Consider the following 19,666-nt stretch of genomic DNA (forward strand, 5'->3'; position numbering starts at 1 on the left):
CCGTTGTTCACCCCATTGTTTCCCCTGCGACGCGAAGATCACATCTGCTTCTCACACATTGTGACCAGATTCGTAATAGCGCGCGCGACGGCGAGTTCCGCACACCACATCGGCATCGTTCGAATTGCGGACCAGGGTCGGGTGTGCGACGTTGCTGACTATTCTCCATGTGCTCGGCCCGGGTCGGCACGCCAGCTGATAATCGGGAGACGGAGTGAAGGTGGGTTCGGCGAAAATGTTGCCACCGGGTAACGTGAAGCTCACGCCGCCACGGGAATTGATCCGGCCGCGCACCATCGCGGCGCGCCTGCGGCGCATCCTGATCTTCTCCGTCGCGCTGGTGCTGGCCCTGCTGACCGTCATCATCACCCACCAGGTCAACGGTTTCCGCGACACCGGCGAGACCGCGCGGGCGGTACGCCTCGCCCTGGACGTCCAGGACCTGGTGCACGAGATCCAGCGCGAACGCGGCCTCACCAACGGCATGCTCGGCGGCGACGCCGCGGCCCGGCCCGCCATCGGCAATCAGCGCCTGGCCACCGATACCGCACTGCAGCAGCTGAATCAGACCCTGAGTGATCAGCCGCCGGGCGCGGATCAGGTCCGCTCGGGGCTGTCCCAGTTCTCCGGCGTCACCGCCAATCGCGCCGACGTCGACGCCGGGCGCGCCGACCGCGCCGCGTCGTTCACCTTCTACACCAATGCCATCGCCGCGCTGAACCAGGCGCGGCCCGGCCTCGACCACGCACCCGACCCGCAGCTGTGGCGGGGCCTGCAGTCGCTGCACGACCTCGGCGACGTCAAGGAGTTCACCGCCCAGGAGCGCGGCTTCCTCGCCGGCGTCTTCGCCGCGGGCGAGTTCGGCCCCGGCGAGTACGTGAAGTTCCTCGACATCCGCGCCGCCAAGCAGGCCGCCGTCACCGGATTCGAACGCGACGCCACCCCCGCGCAGCGGTCGAAGCTGTACGCCGCCATGCAGACCGACGAGTCCATCCGGGTGAACACCGCCGAGGCCGTCGCCATCGCCTCCACCCGTGGACCCCTCACCGAAGCGGTGAACCCGGCCGACTGGTGGCGCGAGATGAGCTCGGTCATCGACGGCGAACGCGCCGTGCAGCGCAGCCTCGGCGGCGAGATCACCGGCCGGGCGAGCGACCTGCGCCGCGACGCCACCCTGGTGCTCGCGCTGTACCTGCTGGCCGCCGCGCTCGCCATCGCCGCCCAGGTGTGGCTGGTGGTGGCCACCGTGCGCGCCATCGTGCGACCGCTCGCCGACCTCGCCGAAGAAGCCGACGTGGTGGCCGGGCGGCGACTGCCGCAGCTCATCGAGGCCTGGCAGAACTCCGACGACGCCGACCCGGAACCGCCCGAACCGGTCCGCGCCGACGAGAGCGCCGGCGCCGAGATCGCGTCCGTGGCCACAGCCCTGGACCGGGTGCAGACCACCGCCTACGAACTCGCCTCCGCCCAGGCCCGGCTGCGGCGCAACTCCACCGAATCCATGGCCAACCTGGCCCGGCGCAACCAGAACCTGGTGCGCCGCCAGCTCGGCCTGATCAGCGATTTCGAGCGCGAGGAACTCGACCCCAACGCGCTGTCCAACCTCTTCGAACTCGACCACCTGGCCACCCGCATGCGCCGCAATGCCGAGAGCCTGCTGGTGCTGGTCGGCGAATCCAGCCCGCGCCGCTGGTCCAAGCCCATCCCGCTGACCGACGTCATCCGGGCCGGACTGTCCGAGGTCGACGACTACCGGCGGGTGGTGCTGCGCCGGGTGGACGACACCGCCATCGCGGGCGCGCACGTCAGTGAGGTCGCGCACATGCTCGCCGAACTCATCGAGAACGGGCTGTCGTTCTCCCCGCCCGACCTCGAGGTGGAGATCTACGGCCGCCGCCTGGGCTCGCGCTACATGATCGCGGTCGTCGACCACGGCGTCGGCATGCCGCCCGACCAGCTCGCCACCGCCAATGCCCGGCTGCGCGGCGAGGCCGACTTCCTGGTCGCGCCCACCCGGTTCCTCGGGCACTACGTGGTGGGCCGGCTGGCGCGGCGGCTCGGCGTCGAGGTCGAGCTGACGGTGTCGCCGACCAGCGGTGTGGTGGCCCGCATGCTGCTGCCGACCGAGCTGCTCGGCGACCCCGCCGCCGATCGGCCCGCCGCGCCGCAGGACTCGAAACACGCGGCGGGAGCGCAGCTTCCGACCGTGGTGGACACCATGCCCGAGTCCAAGCCCGGCCGCCACAGCTCCACGCCCGCGGTGATACCGGCCGCCCTCGCGGAGACACCGGTGGACGAGGCGCAGCCCCCGGCTCCCGCGGCCACCGACCCCGTCTACGACACGGCCACCGCGTTCGCGGCCCTCACCGAGATCATCGGCGACATGGGCTCCGCGACCCCGAGCGAACCCGACGGCGGCAATGGTTCGCCGGTCCGCCCCAATACGATCAAGCTCGTTCCGCTGCCGGACAAGGATCAGCAGGCCCCCGCCCCGACGCCCACGGTCTCGCGGCCCGCGCCGACCGGCCCGGCCACCGATTCCGCCGCGCTGCCGCCTGTTCCGGCACCGCCGATCACCACACCCGCTTCCGCCGGCGCACCGCGGGCAACCGGCTCCGCGGGCGCGACGTCCGCGACCGAGAACCCCGGCACGGCTTCGGCGACCACCGTGAAGCCCGCCGGGACGGATGCCGGCACCGCGGCAGCCGCGCCGAAGGCCGCTGCCGTGGAGCAGGTTTCGCCGGGCTCACCGGCGGCGGGGCCGGACGTTTCGGGAGCCGTCCCGGAGGTGCAACGTACGCGAAACGGTCTCGTCAAGCGCAACCGGAAGACTCGCGAGCACACGGGCGCCACTCCGGGTGGCGCTCAACCGGCAGCCGGGCGGCCGACCCCGACGCCGGTCGCGGACCGTTCACCCGACGAGATACGCAGCATATTGGCCGGATTCCGATCCGGACATCAGCGCGGGCAGGGCGGCGAACCGCCCCGACCCGGATCGCGAGCATAGGAGGACACCGGGTGACCACCCACTACACCGATACCGATCCGCACACCTTCAACTGGCTGCTGGCCGATTTCGTGCGCACTACCGACGGCGTCCGCGACGCCGTCGCGGTGTCCTCCGACGGGCTGCTCATGGCCATGTCCCAGGGCTTGGACCGCAATGGCGCCGACCGGCTGGCCGCCATCGTCTCCGGCCTCACCAGCCTGGGCCGAAGCGCCTCGCGCAGTTACGATTTCGACGGCTTGCGGCTGGTCATGATCGAGATGGGACGCGGGTTCCTGCTGGTGTCGGCCATGGCCAACGGCAGCTGCATCGGCGTCATCGCCGACCACAACGCCGATGTCGGGCTGGTCGGCTACCAGATGGCGGTGCTCGCCGACCGGGCCGGCGCACTGCTCACCCCGGCGCTGATCAGTGAACTGCGAGAATCGTTGAGCCGATGAATGATTCGCATCGGCTGCCGGACGCGCGCATGATCGCACCGACCCGCCCCAGTGGCTGGTCCGGCGCGACCGCGGCCGCGCCCGGCGCCCGGCCGACAGGAATTCACGACCCCGACGAACCGGTGGTGCGCCCCTTCATGATCACCTCCGGACGCACGACTCCCGTCGTCGACGGGCTGCGCATCGAGGCTCTGGTACGCGCCACCCCGGCGGCATTGTCCGCACCGCTACGCTTCGAACTCGAACGGGTGGCCCGACTGTGCCAGCGCCCGCATTCCATCGCCGAAATCGGTGCGGCCCTACGGGTACCGATCGGGGTGGCGCGGGTGCTGGTCAGTGATCTGGTGTCGGCCGGGCACGTGTCGGTGGGACGCACCGACGAACTCTCCACCGCTGCTCTGGAAAGGATCCGGGACCTTGTTCGGAACCTCTGAAGTATCCGGCGATCCGCTGCCGCTGGCCTCCTCGGTGAAGGTGGTGACCAGCGGCGGATTCGGGGTCGGGAAGACCACTTTCATCGGGGCGATATCCGAGATCGAACCGCTGTCCACCGAAGCCGCCATGACCGAAGTGTCGGTGGGACTGGACGATCCGGGTCTGGCCACCGGCAAGACCACCACCACGGTCGCGCTGGACTTCGGACGCATCACCCTCGACGCCGGCCTGGTGCTCTACCTGTTCGGCACGCCCGGGCAGGAACGCTTCGAATTCCTCTGGGACGATCTGCTCGACGGCGCGCTGGGCGGCATCGTGCTGGTCGACACCGGCCGGGTCGAGGACTGCTACCCGGTGCTGGACTTCTTCGAGCAGCGCGGGACGCCGTTCGTGGTGGCGGTCAACCGATTCGAGTCCGGGTCACGCTTCGAGCTGAACGAGGTCCGCGAGGCGCTGGACCTGTCCCCCGCCATCCACCTCATGGACTGCGACGCCCGCGATCGGGAGTCGGTGAAGCTGGTGCTGGTGGCGCTGCTGGAGCAGATCCTGCGAACGCGCCGCGCCCCGGCGCTGGCCGGCTGAACCGGCCACTGGACCGGAACAAAAATCGCCCCGGGTGCGAACGCACCCGGGGCGATTGCCCGAAAACCCTTCGCGGAAATGCGAATCAGCGGCCGAACGAACCCGTCCACAGCGTGTTCAGCAGACCGCCCAGGGCGGCGCTGCCGGTGTCCAGCACGCCGTTCAGAGCAGCGGAACCAGTGTTGATGATAACCGGGATCATTTTTCAGCCTCTCTACTGTTGGTCGCCGCCGTCCGGGATTTCCGTCCGGCGACCGGACCCACACTGCCGAGGGAGACTTAGGCGAACCTTGCCTATCGCTGAGAGGTAGCTGAGACGGCCTGTGTCACCCATCACAGAGAGAGGACCGTCCAGTTCCTACTGTGGCGGTGTGACGCCCGCCGAGTACAGGCTGATCTCGCCGTCCTCGCCGAGAAACGCGTTGACCAGCATTGTTCCGCTGGAACGCAATTCGTCGGGCTCCGGCGCGGCGGTCGTGATGGCGATCTGCGGCAGTGCGGACCAGTTCACGACAAACCGATCGGGCGGTCCGTTGTCGTCGGACAGATGCGCGAGCCGGAACACCGACACCGTTCGGCGAACGATCAGATTCCGGACGACTTCGGCAATTCGCTCCGGGTCTTCCAGCGCGAACATGAAACCGAACCGCAGCTCCGGCGACGAGGCATAGGCGGGCATGAATATCGAGGCTAACCGACTTCGGCGCGTCGCACCCTCGGCGCGCCGCAAAGTTAGCTATTCATAAGCTTCGGTAACCGAACCGGCCCCGGAAAGCCCCACCCCGGCAGCGACGCGCCCGCCGAGCCGTCCCACACACCGCCCGCGCAGGTGTCGATCAGCCTTCAACCGCAGCGCCCATGTGACCGTCTTGTAATGCTGTATAACGATTTTCAGGCAGCTTCGCCGATCACGCGCCGGATGGTTGCGCCCCTCCGACTATCGCGCTTTCCTGAATATGTCCCGCATTATCGGACAGTCTTCTCATCGCATCGTCGCGGATTTCCCGGTTACTTCACCGTGTCGCTGGTGGTGGGCTGTTGCGTTCCGGGTGCGGGGCTGCGCCGGAGCCGAGGGGAGCCCCTCCCCGAATCCCCCTCGGCCCTGGCGTATCCACACGCATGCGCCGGCCGAGGGTGGGATATATGGCAATCGACTACACCGGAGCGGGTTTCGGCGCCGAACTTCCCTCGCCGGACACGCTCCTGCGCGCCTTCCGAGAACCGATAGACACCGCCCGCCGCGACCGCGACGTCCTGGAATCGGCCCACGAGCTGGTGCGATGCCACGAACGGCGGCAACGCGCCCTCGACTCCGCCCACGCCGCCAACGCCACCCCCGACGATGTCGCCGCCAGCGCCCACCACATCGACCGGATCGACACCCGCCGCGCCGAGCTGGTATCCCGCATCGACGACTGGGTCGCGGTGAACATCCCGCACCGCGCCGGGGCCTCCCTGCACACCGAGACCCTCGGCGCCGTCATCGACCGCATGGCCGCGAAATGGGTTGCCGCACAACAGGCCCTGGGCAACGGTGGGCCTCCGGCCCCGGCCAACGGCGTTCCGAAAGCCGCCGACGGACGAGCCCGGCGCCGCGCCAAGGCGCACCGGGTGAGCGAGGACCGGCCCCACCGCGGGGTGGACACCGAAGCCCACCTGCAGTGGTACCGGCTGGCCGAGCTCGCCGACGGCTATCGGGATCTGATCACGGAAGTCGCCCAGCACCGGCGGCGACTCCCCACCTGGTAGAAACCCCGGCTAGCGGGGGTCGACGACCTCGGCGTCGATGACGTCCGACGGCGTCACGCGCTCGGCGGGAACCGGCTTGGTCGCCGAATCCTCCTGTGCGCGTGGCGGTTCCGGGGTCTCGTCGAGATCGTCGTCGAGGTCGTCGGACAGGTCCGCGGCGCGCTGCGCGGCGGCGTCCTTCTCCGCGGCGGCCGCGGCTTCGCGCATCTCGATGGCGTCGGTGATCCAGTCACCGATCTCGCGGGTCACCTCGGCGACCGTGCCGGTGATGATCGATGCGATATTGCCGACGTGCCGTGCTCCCGACGACGTCAATTCCTGGATCAGATCCTTGTTGCTCTCGAATTTGGAAATCATCTATACGCCCACCTCACTCGCCTGCCCCCGGCGCATCACGATAACACCGGCCTGCTCTGAATTCTTGACCAGGAACGGCGGCAGCGCCAGCTTGAACAGTTTCGCCCACACCGAACCGATCTGCTTGGAGAAGCGGCCGGTGTTGTACGGCAGGCCGTGCTTTTCACACAGCGCCCGCACCTCGGGCGCCAACTCCGGGTAGCGGTTGGCCGGAATGTCCGGGAACAGGTGGTGCTCGATCTGATGCGACAGGTTGCCCGACATCACATGGAACAGCTTGGAGCCCTTGATGTTCGCCGAACCCAGCATCTGGCGCACGTACCACTCGCCCTGGGTCTCCTCGGCGGTCTCATCCTTGGTGAACGTCTGTACGCCGGAGGGGAAGTGCCCGCAGAAGATGATGGAGAACGTCCACAGATTGCGCACGATATTGGCGGTGAAGTTGGCCGCCAGCGTGGACAGGAACAGCGGACCGGTCAGCGCCGGGAACACCACGTAGTCCTTGAGGACCTGCCGACCGGCCTTGCGACCCTGCCCCTGGAGCAGGGCCTTCACGTCCGACCACTTGCGCTTGCCGGTCAGGATGTTCTCGATCTCGAGGTCGTGCAGCATCACGCCCCACTCGAACAGCACCATGAGCGCGAACGCGTAGGCCGGGTTCCCCAGGTAGTAGGGGTTCCACTTCTGCCCCTCGTCGATCCGCAGGATGCCGTAACCGATGTCGCGGTCCATGTCGTGGATGTTGGTGTAGGTGTGGTGCATGTAATTGTGCGAGTGCCGCCACTGGTCGGCCGGGCACACCGTATCCCATTCGAAGACACGGGAATTCAGGGTCGGCTCACGCATCCAGTCCCACTGGCCGTGCATGACGTTGTGGCCGATCTCCATATTGTCGAGGATCTTCGACACGCTCAGCGCGGCCACGCCCGCCAGCCAGAACGGAGGCAGGAAGCCCAGGTAGAGCAGGCCGCGCCCGGCGATCTCGAAGCCGCGCTGGGCCTTGATCACCTTGTAGATGTAGTCGCGGTCGCGCTCGCCCAGGTCGGCGGTGACGCGGGCGCGCAGCGCGTCGAGTTCGCGGCCGATCTCCTCGACCTGTTCGACGCTGAGGACCAGCGGGCCCTCGGGAGTTTCGGTAAGAATCGCCATGATCTCTCCGTTCACAGAGCGAGGTCGACGTCCCCGACGGGGGCGTTGATGCAGATCTGGATGGGCTGATCCGGGTCGCTGTCGAGCTCCCCGGTGCGCAGATTGCGGGTGCAGCCGCTGCGCTTGACGGCGGTGCAGGAGAAACAGATGCCCATGCGGCACCCGTACTCCGGGTTCAGGCCCGCGGCTTCGGCCTGTTCGAGCAGGGTTTCACCGGTGTTCTCGGCGACCACGCCGCTGCCGGAGAAGGTCACCTTGCCCTCGGCGTCGGACGGGTCGACGACCGCGGTGGTGAGGGTGAACTCCTCACTGTGCAGGCGCGGGCCGAGCTGTTCGGCCTCGTAGACGGTGCGCACGGCGTTCATCAGGCCGGGCGGGCCGCACAGGTAGGTCTGCGCGGTCGGGAACCAGGGCGCCAGCGCCTCCAGCTCGTCGTAGCCGAAATGGGCGTGACGCTCGGTCTCCGGGTAGCGGAACTCGACCCGCACATTGCCGTGCTGCATGGCGATCGCCTCCAGCTCCTCGCGGTGCGGGACGAATTCCGGAGAACGGTTGTAATGCAGGAACAGGATCCGGCCGCGGTAGCCCTCGTTGGCGAGGGTGCGCAGCATGGACAGCACCGGGGTGATGCCGCTGCCGCCGCTGATCAGCACGACCGCCTCCGGGCGGGTGGCGGGCAGATGGAACACGCCCGCGGCGGGCTCCAGATCCACCACCGTGCCGGGGATCGCGTTGTCGTGCAGGTAGTTCGAGACCAACCCCTGCGGGTGGGCCTTGACGGTGAGTTCGATGTGCCGGTCCCGACGTCCGTCGGCATTGACCGGGGAATAGCAGCGGGTGTGGCGCACGCCGTCGATCACGACGCCGATCTGCACGTATTGCCCCGCCACGTGCCCGGTCCACTGCCGGGCGGGCTTGAGGGTGAGAGTGACCGAACCGACCGCGCTGCGCCGCACATGGGTGATCTCCGCGCGCATCGAGCGCCGGGTCAGGGTCGGGCGCACCAGCTCGAGGTAGCGATCGAGCGGGTGCGGGGTGGTCATTGTCTTCTGCACCAGGTCGAGTAGTCCGACCATGTGAGCCTCCTGTCGCGTCGCCGGGCTCAGCGACGCCTCTCCACGTTCGACGCGCTGTCCGAGCCGGCGTCGCCGTCCACGCTGACTTCGACGCCATTTCGGTGCACATCTGTACACTGAGATAGTGTGCCCGGTGAAGCCACTCCAGTTCAACCGGCAGTTCGTGTGACCCACGCGACATCTCTCGAATGGAACGAATGTGAACGCATGTATGCTCATCGAGATGAGCGAGCAGGCAGCTACCCGAGGCGAGCGCAAGGAACGCACCCGTGCGGCCCTGCTCGACGGCACCCTCGCCCTGGCCGCCGACCGCGGATTCGCCGCGCTCTCCCTGCGTGAGATCGCCCGCTCCGCCGGCATCGTGCCCACCGCCTTCTACCGGCATTTCGCCTCCCTCGACGAACTCGGCACCACACTGGTCGAGGAAGGCGTGCGGCAATTGCGGCTGGCGCTGCGGGAAATGCGGCGCACCCCCAATCCGACGCTCTCCCACACCGTGCGATTCGTCTTCGAACAGGTCGACGGCAAGCGCGATCTGTGGGGCTTCCTGATTCGCGAACGGCACGGCGGCTCGGCGCCCTTGCGCGGGGCCATCGCGGTCGAGATGCAGCTCATCGAACGGGAACTGGTGGTCGACCTGTCCCGGGTGCGGGCCCTCGACGACTGGTCGCCCGACGATCTGGAGCTGGCGGCCGACCTCATCGTGTCCACCGTCGCCGACCGGATCGCCGACTACCTGATGGCCGAACCCCGTGAGAGCGCGCGCACCATCGACCGCGCGGTGCTCCAGGTGCGCCTCATCGCGCTCGGCATGGGCGCCTGGCGGCCCTGAGACCGGACCGTTACGGCGAATTCACTTGTCGTGCAGGTCATCCCCGCGTACCGGCAGCAACAGCATGAGTCCGACGATCAACACCAGTAGCAGGCCGACGATGCCCGCGCGCTCGGCGTCGAACGCCCACACGAAGAATCCGAAAAGGGTTGGGGCGAGGAAGGATACGGCGCGACCCGTGGTCGCGTAGAGACCGAACATCTGGCCCTCGCGCCCCGGCGGGGACACCCGGGCCAGGAACGAACGGGCCGAAGCCTGTGCGGGACCGACGAATACGGTCAGCAGCAGGCCGAAGATCCAGAACATCAGCGGACCCGACAACACCAGCAGGAACGCGCCGCACACGATCATGCCCAGCAGCGAGGCGACGATCACCGCCTTCGGGCCGGTACGGTCGTCGAACCGGCCGCCGACCAGCGCACCCAGCGCCGCAACCACATTCGCGGCGATACCGAACAACAGCACGTCGGCGTCGGCGATGCCGTACACCTTCACCGCCAGGATCGCGCCGAAGGTGAACACGCCCGCCAGGCCGTCCCGGAAGATGGCGCTCGCCAGCAGGAAACCCACCGTGCGGCGATCGGTGCGCCACAACTCCCGCACATCCCGGAACAGCACCCGGTACGACGACAGGAACGCCCGGCCGCGCACCGCCGCACCGGGATCCGCGTCGGTGCGCGGCACCTCCGGGACGAACAGGAACAGCGGCACCGCGAAACCGGCGAACCACACCGCCGCCAGCACCGCGACCAAACGGATGTTCAGACCGTCCTCGATCGGGACGCCGAGCAGGCCGCGATTGTCGCCCTTACCCGCGATGAACCCGACATAGCTGATGAGCAGCAGGATGATGCCGCCGAAATAGCCCATGGACCAGCCGAATCCGGACACCCGGCCGACGTTCGCGGGCGTGGACACCTGCCGCAGCATGGCGAAATACGGGACATGCGACAACTCGAACGACGCCGAACCGACCGCCAGCAGCACCAGACCCACCCACAGGTAGTGGTAGTCGTCCTTCACGAAGAACATGGCCGCCATCAGCAGCACCGTCACCGAGGTCAGAATGCCCAGGGCCAGTTTGCGTCTCGCGGTGGCGTCGAACCACTGCCCCGCCACCGGCGCGGTCAGCGCGACCACCAGGCCCGCCGCGCCCAGCGCCCACCCCAGCCACGCGCTCGCCGAGATCCCGCCCGGCAGATCCGCACCCACCTTGTCGGTCAGGTACACCGAGAACACGAAGGTCAGGATGACCGCGTTGAACGACGCGCCCGCCCAGTCCCAGAATCCCCACGCCAGTACGGTTCCCCGCCCGGTCGCCTGCCCGACGGTGACTTCACCCGACGCCTCGGTCATCAGCGCAGACTAAGCGACCGAACGCGACTCGCGTGCGACATCCACGCCGGGTGGCGGGTCAGGCCAGCGTGCGGCCGTGCACCTGCTCGACGTGCTCGGCCCACGGGCGGCGGTATTCCTCGGTGGTCATGGCGAGCAGGGCGTGCAGCTGATCCCAGCCCTCGGGGTTGGACGGCGTCCAGACCTGCATCCACGCACCCGCCATAGACGGCAGGGACATGCTGGTCTTGTACATCTCGAGCATGCCGACAGCCAGATTTCGGACCACGCGGGTACGGCCCAGCGGGAGCGCGACATCATTGCGGGCCCACAGTTCGGCGAACTGCGGGCTGTCGGCCACCATGCCGTCGATGAACTCGGACCATTCCGGATCACCCAGATTGCGGGCGTACGCGGCCCGCAGGTAGCCGACCATGCGGGCCAGGTGATCCGGCTCCGAGTCCGCCGGGTACGGGGTGCAGCACTCGTCGGCCAGGAAGACCTTGCGCAGCGCATTGCGGTGGCCGACCACGAACAGCGGAAACATCGCCGCGTACGCCGCATTGTGGGCCAGCACATCGTATTTGGAGCTGAACAGGGTGGCCGGCAGTGGATACAGATGATCGAGAATGGTCTGCACCTCCTCCGGCACCGGCTCCTCGACCACCGTGTCCGGCGCTGTCGGCACATCGGCCAACCGATACAGGTGCGCGTGCTCCGTCCCGTCCAGGCACAACGCCCGGGCGATCGCATCCAGCACCTGCACACTGCAATTGATGTCGCGCCCCTGCTCGAGCCAGGTGTACCAGGTGATCCCCACCCCGGCTAGCTGCGCCACCTCCTCCCGCCGCAGTCCCGGTGTGCGCCGCCGCGGCCCCACCGGCAACCCCACATCCTCCGGCCGAATCCGCGCCCGCCGCGACTTCAGGAACGTCGACAACTCGCCCCGCCGAACCTTGCGCACCGACCGCGGATCACCGGCGCGCGCAGCCGCTCCGGCGGTCCGCTCCACGAGGACGTTGTTTCCCGCTGCTGACACCATCTCTCCATGGTGGCGGTTTTCGCTAGGGGTATCCAGGTGGTGCCAGTACCCGTATAAGCGGACTCCTGTCAGCGGAGTCGGTCGCCGCGCACGCTGAATCCCATGTCTCAGGGCCTCACCCACACCCCACCCGCCGCGCCGCCGACCACGCCCGCTCTCAGCGGCGTTCGACGTCCGATCGCGGTCCTCACCGTCATCCTGCTCGGCCAGTTCATGGCGGTCCTGGACGCGTCCATCGTGAACGTCGCCATCCCGTCGATCCGAATCTCCCTGCACGCCACGGGTTCCGGGCTGCAACTCATCGTCTCCGGCTATGTCATCGCCTACGCGGTGCTGCTGGTCACCGGCGCACGGCTCGGTGATCGGTTCGGGCAGCGCGGGATGTTCGTCGCGGGGCTCACGCTGTTCACCCTCGCCTCCCTCACCTGCGGGCTGGCGTGGAATCCCGCCTCGCTCATCGCGTTCCGCTTCCTCCAAGGCGTCGGGGCCGCGGCGATGGTGCCGCAGGTCATGAGCCTGATCCAGATCACCGCCACCGGGAACACGCGGGCTCGGGCGCTCTCGGTGTACGCCGCCGTCATCTCCGGGGGCATGGTCGCGGGCCAGATCCTCGGCGGGGTCATCGTGAGCAGCGATATCGCCGGAACCGGCTGGCGCGGAGTGTTTCTCGTGAACGTCCCGATCGGGGTCGCACTGCTCGCGGTCGCGCCGCGCGTCCTGCCCGCCGCCACCCCGCGCGGCGAACGCCGACTCGATCTGCCCGGGCTGGCGGTCCTCACCGCCTCGGTCCTCGCACTATCGGTGCCGCTCGTGCTCGGGCACGAACAGCAGTGGCCCGCCTGGACCCGGATCGCGTTGGGCGCGTCCGTCTTCGGCTTCGCCGCCTTCGCCATGGTGGAGCGCTGGGTGCACCGCCGAGGCGGGGAACCGCTCTTCGCCGACCGCGTGGTCCGCGCCCCCGGCCTGCTCGCCGCCGCGGCCACCCTCTTCCTGATCATGTGCACCTTCGGCGGCTGGGTCTTCATCCTCACCATCCACCTGCAATCCACTCTCGGCTACTCCCCCGTCCACGCCGGACTCCTGTTCGTCCCCAACGGCATCACCTTCGGCCTGGTCAGCCTGAACTGGACCCGCATTCCCGCCCGCTTCCACCGCGCGATGATCCCCGGCGGCCTGCTCCTCGCCGCCGCGACCACGATCGCCATGGCCCTGTCCCTGCGCGACGGCCACTCCGTCAACCCACTCGACCTGGCGATCCTGGCTGTCATGGGCATCGGCTACGGGCTGGCCTTCAGCCCGTTGATGACCCGCGCCACCAGCAAGATCCCCGTCACCCTGGCCGCCGACGCCAGCGGCATCCTCGTCACGTGTGTCCAGCTGGGCGTGGTGATCGGCGTCTCCAGCTTCGGCACGCTGTTCCTCGCCCTCGCCACCACCCCGCTCGACGCGGCGCACGCGGTCGGCACCACCGCCATCGCCGAGGGCCTCACCCTGACGGTCGCGGCGGCCCTCGCTGCGAAGGCCACCCGCTGACAACTGGTTGAACCAGTTGATCTGTTGATGACTACATGTCAGTATGGGGGCATGGAGTTCGAGCCTGTTCAGCGGTCCGCGGTGTCGGACATCGTGTTCGCGCAGCTGCTGACGCAGATCCTGGCGGCGGACGTGGCGGCCGGGGAGACGATTCCGTCGGAGCGGGAGTTGTCGGCGGCGTTCCAGGTGAATCGGCATGCGGTGCGCGAAGCGCTCAAGCGGTTGCAGGCGCTGGGGGTCGTGGAGATCAATCAGGGTGGGAAGACCCGGGTGCTGGATTGGCGGGCGCACGCGAATCTGGACGCATTGTCGGCGCTCGCATTGGCCGGAGCGATACCGCCGGTGCACGTGTTGAGCGATGTCATGGTGTTGCGGCGGACAGTCGCCGCCGATGCCGCGCGGCTGTGCGCGGTGAACGCCTCGGAGGAGCAGGTCGCGGCGGTGGCCGCGGCCGCGCGGGCGTACCCGGAGACACCGGATCCGCGGGTGCTGGCCGCCGACGCGGCGTTCTGGACGGCCGTGATCGACGGGTCCGGGAACATCGCGTATCGCTTGGCGCTCAACACGATTCTGTCCGCCATCGGGGCGCTCGGGGCGCGGGTGCTCGCCGCGCAGAACTTCAGCGCCGAACTCCTCGACCGCGACGGTCACCTCGCCCTGGCCGACAGCATCGTCGCCCGCGACGCCGAAACCGCCTACCAGCTCGCCGATACCCTGCTCAGCCGTGTCGTGACCGCGGTCGCGGACGCCGCCTCACGCTAGGAACGCCATGTTCGACCTGATCGCCCATGCCATTCCGGTCTTCCTGATCTGCCTGCTGCTCGAAGCGGCGTCCTACTACTTCCTGCCCGACGACGACCAGCTCGGCTACCAGAGCCGCGACACCCGCACCAGCCTGCTGATGGGACTGGGCAATGTGGGCATCAACCTCGGCTGGAAGCTGGTCGTGGTCGCCGCCTACGCCGGGGTGTACCTGCTCGCGCCGATCCACCTGCCCACGAACAATCCGTGGACCTGGGTGGCGCTGTTCTTCGCCGACGACCTCGCCTACTACTGGTATCACCGCACCCACCACACCATTCGCGTGCTCTGGGCCAGCCACGTGGTGCACCACTCCAGCCAGTTCTACAACCTGTCCACCGCGCTGCGGCAGCCGTGGACGCCGTTCAGTTCACTGCCGTACTGGCTGCCGCTGGCGCTGGTGGGATTCCCGCCCTGGATGATCCTGCTCCAGCAGTCGGTGAACCTGCTGTACCAGTTCTTCATTCACACCGAGCGCATCGGAAAGCTCTGGCGGCCCCTCGAATTCGTCCTCAACACGCCATCACACCATCGAGTTCACCACGGCACCAACGACCAATACCTCGACCGCAACTACGGCGGCATCCTGATCGTGTGGGACCGCCTGTTCCGGACGTTCGAACCCGAAGGCGAACGCGTGCGCTACGGCCTCACCAAGAACATCGAGACCTACAACCCCGCCCGCGTCGCCACCCACGAATTCGCCGCCATCGGGCGAGACCTGCGCACCGCCCGCGACTGGCGCACCCGCGTCGGGCACGTGTTCATGGGCCCGGGCTGGGCTCCCGGCCTCGGAACCGCCGACTAGGCAGATCCGCGCGGACCTGGTCCAGCGACCGGCGTGACCGGGGCCACACGTCGCCGATGTCACGACCCGACCCCCGGGCGGTGTCTACGAGCATGTCCGGGTCCATCGGGGAGCAAGGAGCGTGGCGATGAAAGTTCTGATCGTGTGTGTTTCGGTGTCGCACGGCAATACGCGGCGAGTGGCGGAAGCCATGGGCGAGGTGCTCGGGGCTCGGGTGGTGGAGCCCGAGGAGGTGACCGCGAGCGAACTCGGCGACTACGACCTGGTGGGATTCGGGTCGGGGATCTTCAACCAACGGTTCCACCCCCGGCTCCGCGGATTCGTGAAGTCACTGCCGCGGGAGCCACGCGGCCGGGCCTTCGTCTTCACCACCAGCGGGTTCCCTCCGCAGATCTGGCCGATGACCCGACTGGTCCGGCGCGCCGGATTCGACGTGGCCGACACCTTCTCGGTGCGCGCGTTCGACACCTGGGCTCCGCTGCGATTGGTCGGCGGCATCAACAAGGGGCGGCCCGACGCCGCGGATCTGGCTGCGGCGCGGGCCTTCGCTACGGAACTCGGCTGACTGGCCGACGTGGTGGGTTGCCCGAGATGACTTGGGCCGGTCAGGGGTACCGCTTCTGGAACCAGGCGAGCAGGTCGGATTCGGTGGTAATCGAAGTCGGGGGAGCTCCCACCGCCGCGGCGCAGAATTCGCGCAGAACCGCCCTGTTGTCGAGGATCGCGAGCAAGCAGGGCTGATGGTCCTCGGGGTGGATCGAATCGCCAATGGACGGGTAACAGGCGAAACGTCCCACCGGCTGATTCTGCTGGGTCCAGAGGCCGTCCTGCCCCGGTCTGCCGTCGCACGCATGTCCCCCGTGTTGGTTGATCGTGCGGCGGTACACCGACAGGGCGTCGTCGGCGGTGGGATAACTCAGGAACGTTGCGTCAGGGTAGTTCACCGGTACGTCACAGGAGATTTCCGCCGTCTCCGGTTTCGAAGGATCCGCGTGCCGGCAGTTCACGCGGGTGAAGTCGCGCCCGAGCCCTGACAGCAGTTCCTTGTCAGCGGAGGTGAATACGTCAGGGTCGCTCCTGTCGTCCGGAGCACGAAACGGCCGGTAACCCCGCACCGCGTCGAAGTCGCGCATTTGTTCGGCGAGAGGTGAAGGCCAGTCGGCGGGCTCGTAGAAGAATACGCTGACCGCGAGGTTGGGTTCGTCGGTCACGATCAGCACCGAAATGGCCGGGCTGACTGAACGATTGACGCCACACGCTTTACGGCCCACCGGCTTGTGCTGATTGTCGAAGGCGGGCCCGTCAGGTCCTGGCGGGTCACCCGGGCAGTTGCCCGCGTGCATGAAGTGATTCATATACTGGTAGAAGTCGGCCAATTTGTCGCCATTGGAGAATCGGAAGAACCGCGCAAAAGGCGCACCGGCTGCTTTGTTGGTATAGCAGGCGATATGGGCGGTCTGACCCGGGTCCGGGTCGGCATGGCCGCAAGTGCTGCGGTGTCTGCCGTTCGCTTCGACCCGCCCGAGCAATTCGATGTCGGGCCCAACGAGTGCTTGTGCGTCAGCGACGGCGTGTCCGGCCACACCTCCGGTGGCGAAGTGCCAGCCGCCTACCGCCGCCGCAGTGGCGATCGCCACTGCGGCGACTGTCGCCGGTATCGCCCACTTCCGTTCGCGGAGCCTGCGACGCGCCCAGCCGTAACGGCCTTTGGGTGCAAGGGTTTTCGGCGGGAGCGACGGCTCAGGTTCGCCGAATAGTGCTGCCGGTGCGGTCACACCGTCGTCCTCGGTGGCGGGCCGCTGTGCCGCCTGGTCGCGTGTCGGCGAATCATCACGTTGCACAACATCATTGGTGCGCTCCGGCGCCGTTGCCGGGGTGGTCTCGCCGACCGGGAGGGAGTCTGATTTCGGGGCTGTCGCGTCGCCACTACCGGCGGGCGCCGTTGCCGCGTCGGGAGGGTGGGTGTCGAGCCAGGCGGCGGCCGCGGCGGCGATGGCGCGGCTGTCGTCGTTCACGAGGTGGGTGATGGCGTCGCGGACTCGGGTTCGGACGGTGGCGCCGCCGGTGCGGTAGAGCTGGTCCAGGTCTTCGAGGGCGTTGCGGCGGTCGCGGACGGCTGGGCTGTCGAGGTCGGATCGGATGTGTTGGGGTACCTGCCAATTGCGGTTGCGGGCGAGGATGGTGCGGCCTTCGACGTTGTCCTGTTTCTTGGGGCGCTGGCGGGGGCGTTCGGCGACGACGTGGTCGTGGACGTAGCTGTAGAGCTCGTCGACGGTGATGTCGCCGTCCTGGTCGAGGTCGGCGCAGCCGTCACGCAGGCCGGTGACCAGGTGGCGGGTGAACACCGACTGCGGGGCCTGGCCGTGCGGGGTGTCGCCCTCGAAGGCGAACTGGGTGGCGTCGGAGGCGGTGAGCACAGTGCGGCCGCGGCCACTGAAGCTCTCCAGGGCGTGGACCTGGTCGTCGGCCTTGGCGATGGCGCCGACCGGGAACGCGCCGCTGTAGCAGCAGTCCAGGATCAGCACCTGGTGATTGGAGTGGCAGCCGGTCATGGCGTGGTCGACCTGATCCGCGGCGACCGAGGTGAACAGCGGGTTGAGCGTGCGGGTGTCGGTCATCGCGAGGTAGAGCTTGCCCGCGTCGTCCTTGAGACCGTGGCCGCTGAAGTACAGCAGGGTCAGGTCGTCGCGCCTGCGGTCGATGAAGAAGTCACCGACCGCCGCGCCGACCACGTGGTGCGGCTGGTTGATCAACGTGGTGACCTCGAACCCGCCGATGGCCGGATCGGCCAGCACCTCGGCGAGCGCCTCGGCATCGTGCGCGGGTGCGGTCAGCTGCCGCAGTCCGGAATCGGAGAAGGTGTAGGTCGCCACTACCAGGGCGAATCGGCCGGCCATGACAACTCACCCCGCCACCGCGCCGTGTCGTCGCAGGAAGGCCTCGACCAGCGCGTGCTGCTCGGCGTCACTGGCGGCATCGATTTCGATGCTCTCGCCGTCGATGGTGACCGTCACCCGGCGGGACCCCGGATCGCGATTCAGCCAGTGGTGCACCGTCTCGATCAGGGTGGTGAACACTCCGCCGGAGGTACTCAAGGCCAGCACGATCGCGCCGAGCGTGACCGGGTCGGCCACCTTCGAACCCGGTGCGGCCCCGGCGGTGTCGCGCGCCAGGACCGCCGATTCGACGCCGTCCATCGCGGCCAGCTCCGTCCGTAGGAGGCGGGTCTGCCGGTCCCTGTGCTCGTCGTCGATCCCCGCGGCGGAGATCGATACTCGAACCGTCACGCCGCTGTGGTCGTTCTGTGTGGTAGCCATCGGAGCCTCTTTCCCGAATCGACAAGACCGATTCTCATCGCTCGGATCCGCGGTCTCACGGGTACAGAACTACCCGAACCAGGCAAAACGGTCGATGGCGCGTACGCAGCGCCACCCGGGAGGTGAACTCCACACCGTGGCGTGCGGGTAGTCGACTACCCGCGCGCCGCAACCGCGGAGCAAAGAGACTCAGCTGACGGTGAAGCTCAGGGTGCCCGCCGGTTTCTCGCCCTTGGCGGCGTCGAAGGAGAGGGTGTACGGGCCGGTGCCCGGCGACGGGACCAGGAAGACGATGACATTGCCGGCCTTGTCGATCGTCTGATTGCGGCCCAGCAGTTCGATGACGGCGCCGCGGAAGTCGGCCACCTCGGTGGACCCGGCCGGGGTCTTGGCGCTGAAGTCGGTGTAGGAGATGTTGGTGCCGCCCGCGGCGATGCCCGCGCCGCCGATGAACTTGACGCGCAGCGCCAGCTCCATCTTCCCGGCCTCGTTCTTGGTGTAACTGGGAGTCAGTGTGGCGCCGGTGATCTCGACCGTCGTCTGATCCTGGGTGAGCTTGCCGGTGACGTTGAGCGTGCGCGGGGCGACGCTCTCGACCTTCGCGTCGGTCTTCAGCGGGAACTTGGTCTGGTTCTCCGCGGCGCTGCCGTAGAGGATGGTGATGGTGTCGAGCAGGTGCTCGGGGGTGTCGTACGACTTCACCGAAGCGGTGATATCGCCCGTGGCGGAACCCTTTCCGGGCACCTCGGGGCTGTTCCACCCCGCGCCGGCATCGATCGCGCCGCCGATCTGGACGGCGGGCACGACGGCGAGGGTCTTGTTGGCGGTGGTGGTGTTCTTGTAGGTGATGTCGACGCGGATCTTCGCGCCACCGAAGCCGTCGGCGGTGACGGTGGCCTGGTCGATGGTGATCTCGAAGCCCTCGTACCAACCGGTCTTGCCGATAGTGCGCAGGAACGCCCGGGTGTCGACGCCACCGGGCTTGGTGGCACCCGGCTGCCCGGCCCCCTGCGGCGCGGCGCTGACCGATGTCACCGGCACCGGGGTGCCCGTCTTGTCATTGCACGCGGTCATCAGAACCGCGGATGTCGCGATGAGGACTGCCGCCCCCACCGTGGCGAATGTCGAACGCATATCGGCTCCCCTGAGGTTCATCCCCGCCCGAGTATCTCCCCCGGGGCGAGTGGTTCGCTCAGAAATCAG

General features: G+C 68.1%; 19 protein-coding genes. 10 read left to right on the top strand and 9 right to left on the bottom strand.

The features are described 5' to 3' along the window. The first annotated feature begins 220 nt into the window (after window positions 1-220). From ABZ382_RS18860 to ABZ382_RS18875, 4 genes are read left to right on the top strand one after another with little or no spacing between them, the layout of a single operon-like run. Window positions 221-3,007: a nitrate- and nitrite sensing domain-containing protein gene (locus ABZ382_RS18860; RefSeq protein WP_357090390.1), complete on the top strand. Its 2,787-nt coding sequence runs from the start codon at window positions 221-223 to the stop codon at window positions 3,005-3,007. Window positions 3,008-3,018: 11 nt separating this feature from the next. After that, on the top strand, window positions 3,019-3,447 hold the full coding sequence (locus tag ABZ382_RS18865) for a roadblock/LC7 domain-containing protein (RefSeq protein ID WP_357090392.1): 429 nt from the start codon (window positions 3,019-3,021) through the stop codon (window positions 3,445-3,447). Continuing rightward, window positions 3,444-3,881 carry a DUF742 domain-containing protein gene (locus ABZ382_RS18870; protein ID WP_357090394.1) on the top strand — a complete coding sequence of 146 codons (438 nt, stop codon included), beginning with the start codon at window positions 3,444-3,446 and terminating at the stop codon, window positions 3,879-3,881. The genes ABZ382_RS18865 and ABZ382_RS18870 overlap by 4 nt, the downstream gene beginning before the upstream one ends. A gap of 22 nt (window positions 3,882-3,903) precedes the next feature. Next, the gene (locus tag ABZ382_RS18875; RefSeq protein ID WP_357090737.1) at window positions 3,904-4,464 is read left to right on the top strand and encodes an ATP/GTP-binding protein; all 561 of its coding nucleotides are present in this window, start codon (window positions 3,904-3,906) and stop codon (window positions 4,462-4,464) included. A gap of 358 nt (window positions 4,465-4,822) precedes the next feature. On the opposite strand, the gene ABZ382_RS18880 is transcribed toward ABZ382_RS18875, so the two are convergent. Continuing rightward, entirely contained in the window at window positions 4,823-5,194 is a 372-nt protein-coding gene (locus ABZ382_RS18880; protein WP_357090395.1) for a hypothetical protein, read from the bottom strand. A 413-nt stretch (window positions 5,195-5,607) separates the two neighbouring features. Between ABZ382_RS18880 and ABZ382_RS18885 the strand changes: the two genes are divergently transcribed. After that, a complete protein-coding gene (locus ABZ382_RS18885; protein WP_357090396.1) occupies window positions 5,608-6,213 on the top strand; it encodes a DUF4254 domain-containing protein in 606 nt (201 codons plus the stop codon). Between the two features lie 9 nt (window positions 6,214-6,222). Here ABZ382_RS18885 and ABZ382_RS18890 read toward each other — a convergent pair whose 3' ends face one another. From ABZ382_RS18890 to ABZ382_RS18900, 3 genes are read right to left on the bottom strand one after another with little or no spacing between them, the layout of a single operon-like run. Beyond that, window positions 6,223-6,570 (bottom strand): hypothetical protein, encoded by a 348-nt coding sequence (locus tag ABZ382_RS18890; RefSeq protein ID WP_357090397.1) that lies wholly within the window; start codon window positions 6,568-6,570, stop codon window positions 6,223-6,225. Continuing rightward, the gene (locus tag ABZ382_RS18895; protein WP_357090399.1) at window positions 6,571-7,719 is read right to left on the bottom strand and encodes an acyl-CoA desaturase; all 1,149 of its coding nucleotides are present in this window, start codon (window positions 7,717-7,719) and stop codon (window positions 6,571-6,573) included. Window positions 7,720-7,730: 11 nt separating this feature from the next. Then, complete coding sequence (locus tag ABZ382_RS18900) at window positions 7,731-8,795, bottom strand: FAD-binding oxidoreductase (RefSeq protein ID WP_357090401.1); 1,065 nt, start codon at window positions 8,793-8,795, stop codon at window positions 7,731-7,733. A gap of 223 nt (window positions 8,796-9,018) precedes the next feature. Between ABZ382_RS18900 and ABZ382_RS18905 the strand changes: the two genes are divergently transcribed. Continuing rightward, window positions 9,019-9,627 carry a TetR family transcriptional regulator gene (locus ABZ382_RS18905; RefSeq protein ID WP_357090403.1) on the top strand — a complete coding sequence of 203 codons (609 nt, stop codon included), beginning with the start codon at window positions 9,019-9,021 and terminating at the stop codon, window positions 9,625-9,627. A 21-nt stretch (window positions 9,628-9,648) separates the two neighbouring features. Here ABZ382_RS18905 and ABZ382_RS18910 read toward each other — a convergent pair whose 3' ends face one another. Both ABZ382_RS18910 and ABZ382_RS18915 read right to left on the bottom strand, forming a co-directional pair. Then, window positions 9,649-10,983, bottom strand: coding sequence for an MFS transporter (locus ABZ382_RS18910; RefSeq protein WP_357090405.1), 1,335 nt, complete (start codon window positions 10,981-10,983; stop codon window positions 9,649-9,651). A gap of 58 nt (window positions 10,984-11,041) precedes the next feature. Then, window positions 11,042-12,004, bottom strand: a complete 963-nt coding sequence (locus ABZ382_RS18915; RefSeq protein ID WP_357090407.1) for a helix-turn-helix transcriptional regulator — start codon at window positions 12,002-12,004, stop codon at window positions 11,042-11,044. 102 nt (window positions 12,005-12,106) lie between these two features. Here ABZ382_RS18915 and ABZ382_RS18920 point away from each other — a divergent pair, with 102 nt between their 5' ends. The 4 genes from ABZ382_RS18920 to ABZ382_RS18935 all read left to right on the top strand — a co-directional run bounded on the left by ABZ382_RS18920 (window position 12,107) and on the right by ABZ382_RS18935 (window position 15,711). Further along, complete coding sequence (locus tag ABZ382_RS18920; RefSeq protein ID WP_357090409.1) at window positions 12,107-13,537, top strand: MFS transporter; 1,431 nt, start codon at window positions 12,107-12,109, stop codon at window positions 13,535-13,537. A gap of 51 nt (window positions 13,538-13,588) precedes the next feature. After that, window positions 13,589-14,299, top strand: coding sequence for a GntR family transcriptional regulator (locus ABZ382_RS18925; RefSeq protein ID WP_357090411.1), 711 nt, complete (start codon window positions 13,589-13,591; stop codon window positions 14,297-14,299). A 7-nt stretch (window positions 14,300-14,306) separates the two neighbouring features. Continuing rightward, complete coding sequence (locus ABZ382_RS18930) at window positions 14,307-15,146, top strand: sterol desaturase family protein (RefSeq protein ID WP_357090413.1); 840 nt, start codon at window positions 14,307-14,309, stop codon at window positions 15,144-15,146. Window positions 15,147-15,273: 127 nt separating this feature from the next. Further along, window positions 15,274-15,711: a flavodoxin family protein gene (locus ABZ382_RS18935; protein ID WP_357090415.1), complete on the top strand. Its 438-nt coding sequence runs from the start codon at window positions 15,274-15,276 to the stop codon at window positions 15,709-15,711. Window positions 15,712-15,751: 40 nt separating this feature from the next. On the opposite strand, the gene ABZ382_RS18940 is transcribed toward ABZ382_RS18935, so the two are convergent. The 3 genes from ABZ382_RS18940 to ABZ382_RS18950 all read right to left on the bottom strand — a co-directional run bounded on the left by ABZ382_RS18940 (window position 15,752) and on the right by ABZ382_RS18950 (window position 19,597). After that, window positions 15,752-18,043: a caspase family protein gene (locus tag ABZ382_RS18940; protein WP_357090417.1), complete on the bottom strand. Its 2,292-nt coding sequence runs from the start codon at window positions 18,041-18,043 to the stop codon at window positions 15,752-15,754. 6 nt (window positions 18,044-18,049) lie between these two features. Then, the gene (locus tag ABZ382_RS18945) at window positions 18,050-18,463 is read right to left on the bottom strand and encodes a hypothetical protein (RefSeq protein ID WP_357090419.1); all 414 of its coding nucleotides are present in this window, start codon (window positions 18,461-18,463) and stop codon (window positions 18,050-18,052) included. A gap of 189 nt (window positions 18,464-18,652) precedes the next feature. After that, window positions 18,653-19,597, bottom strand: coding sequence for a hypothetical protein (locus ABZ382_RS18950; RefSeq protein WP_357090420.1), 945 nt, complete (start codon window positions 19,595-19,597; stop codon window positions 18,653-18,655). Window positions 19,598-19,666: the final 69 nt, after the last annotated feature.

It is taken from the genome of Nocardia sp. NPDC005825 (assembly GCF_040630175.1).
Lineage (GTDB): Bacteria > Actinomycetota > Actinomycetes > Mycobacteriales > Mycobacteriaceae > Nocardia.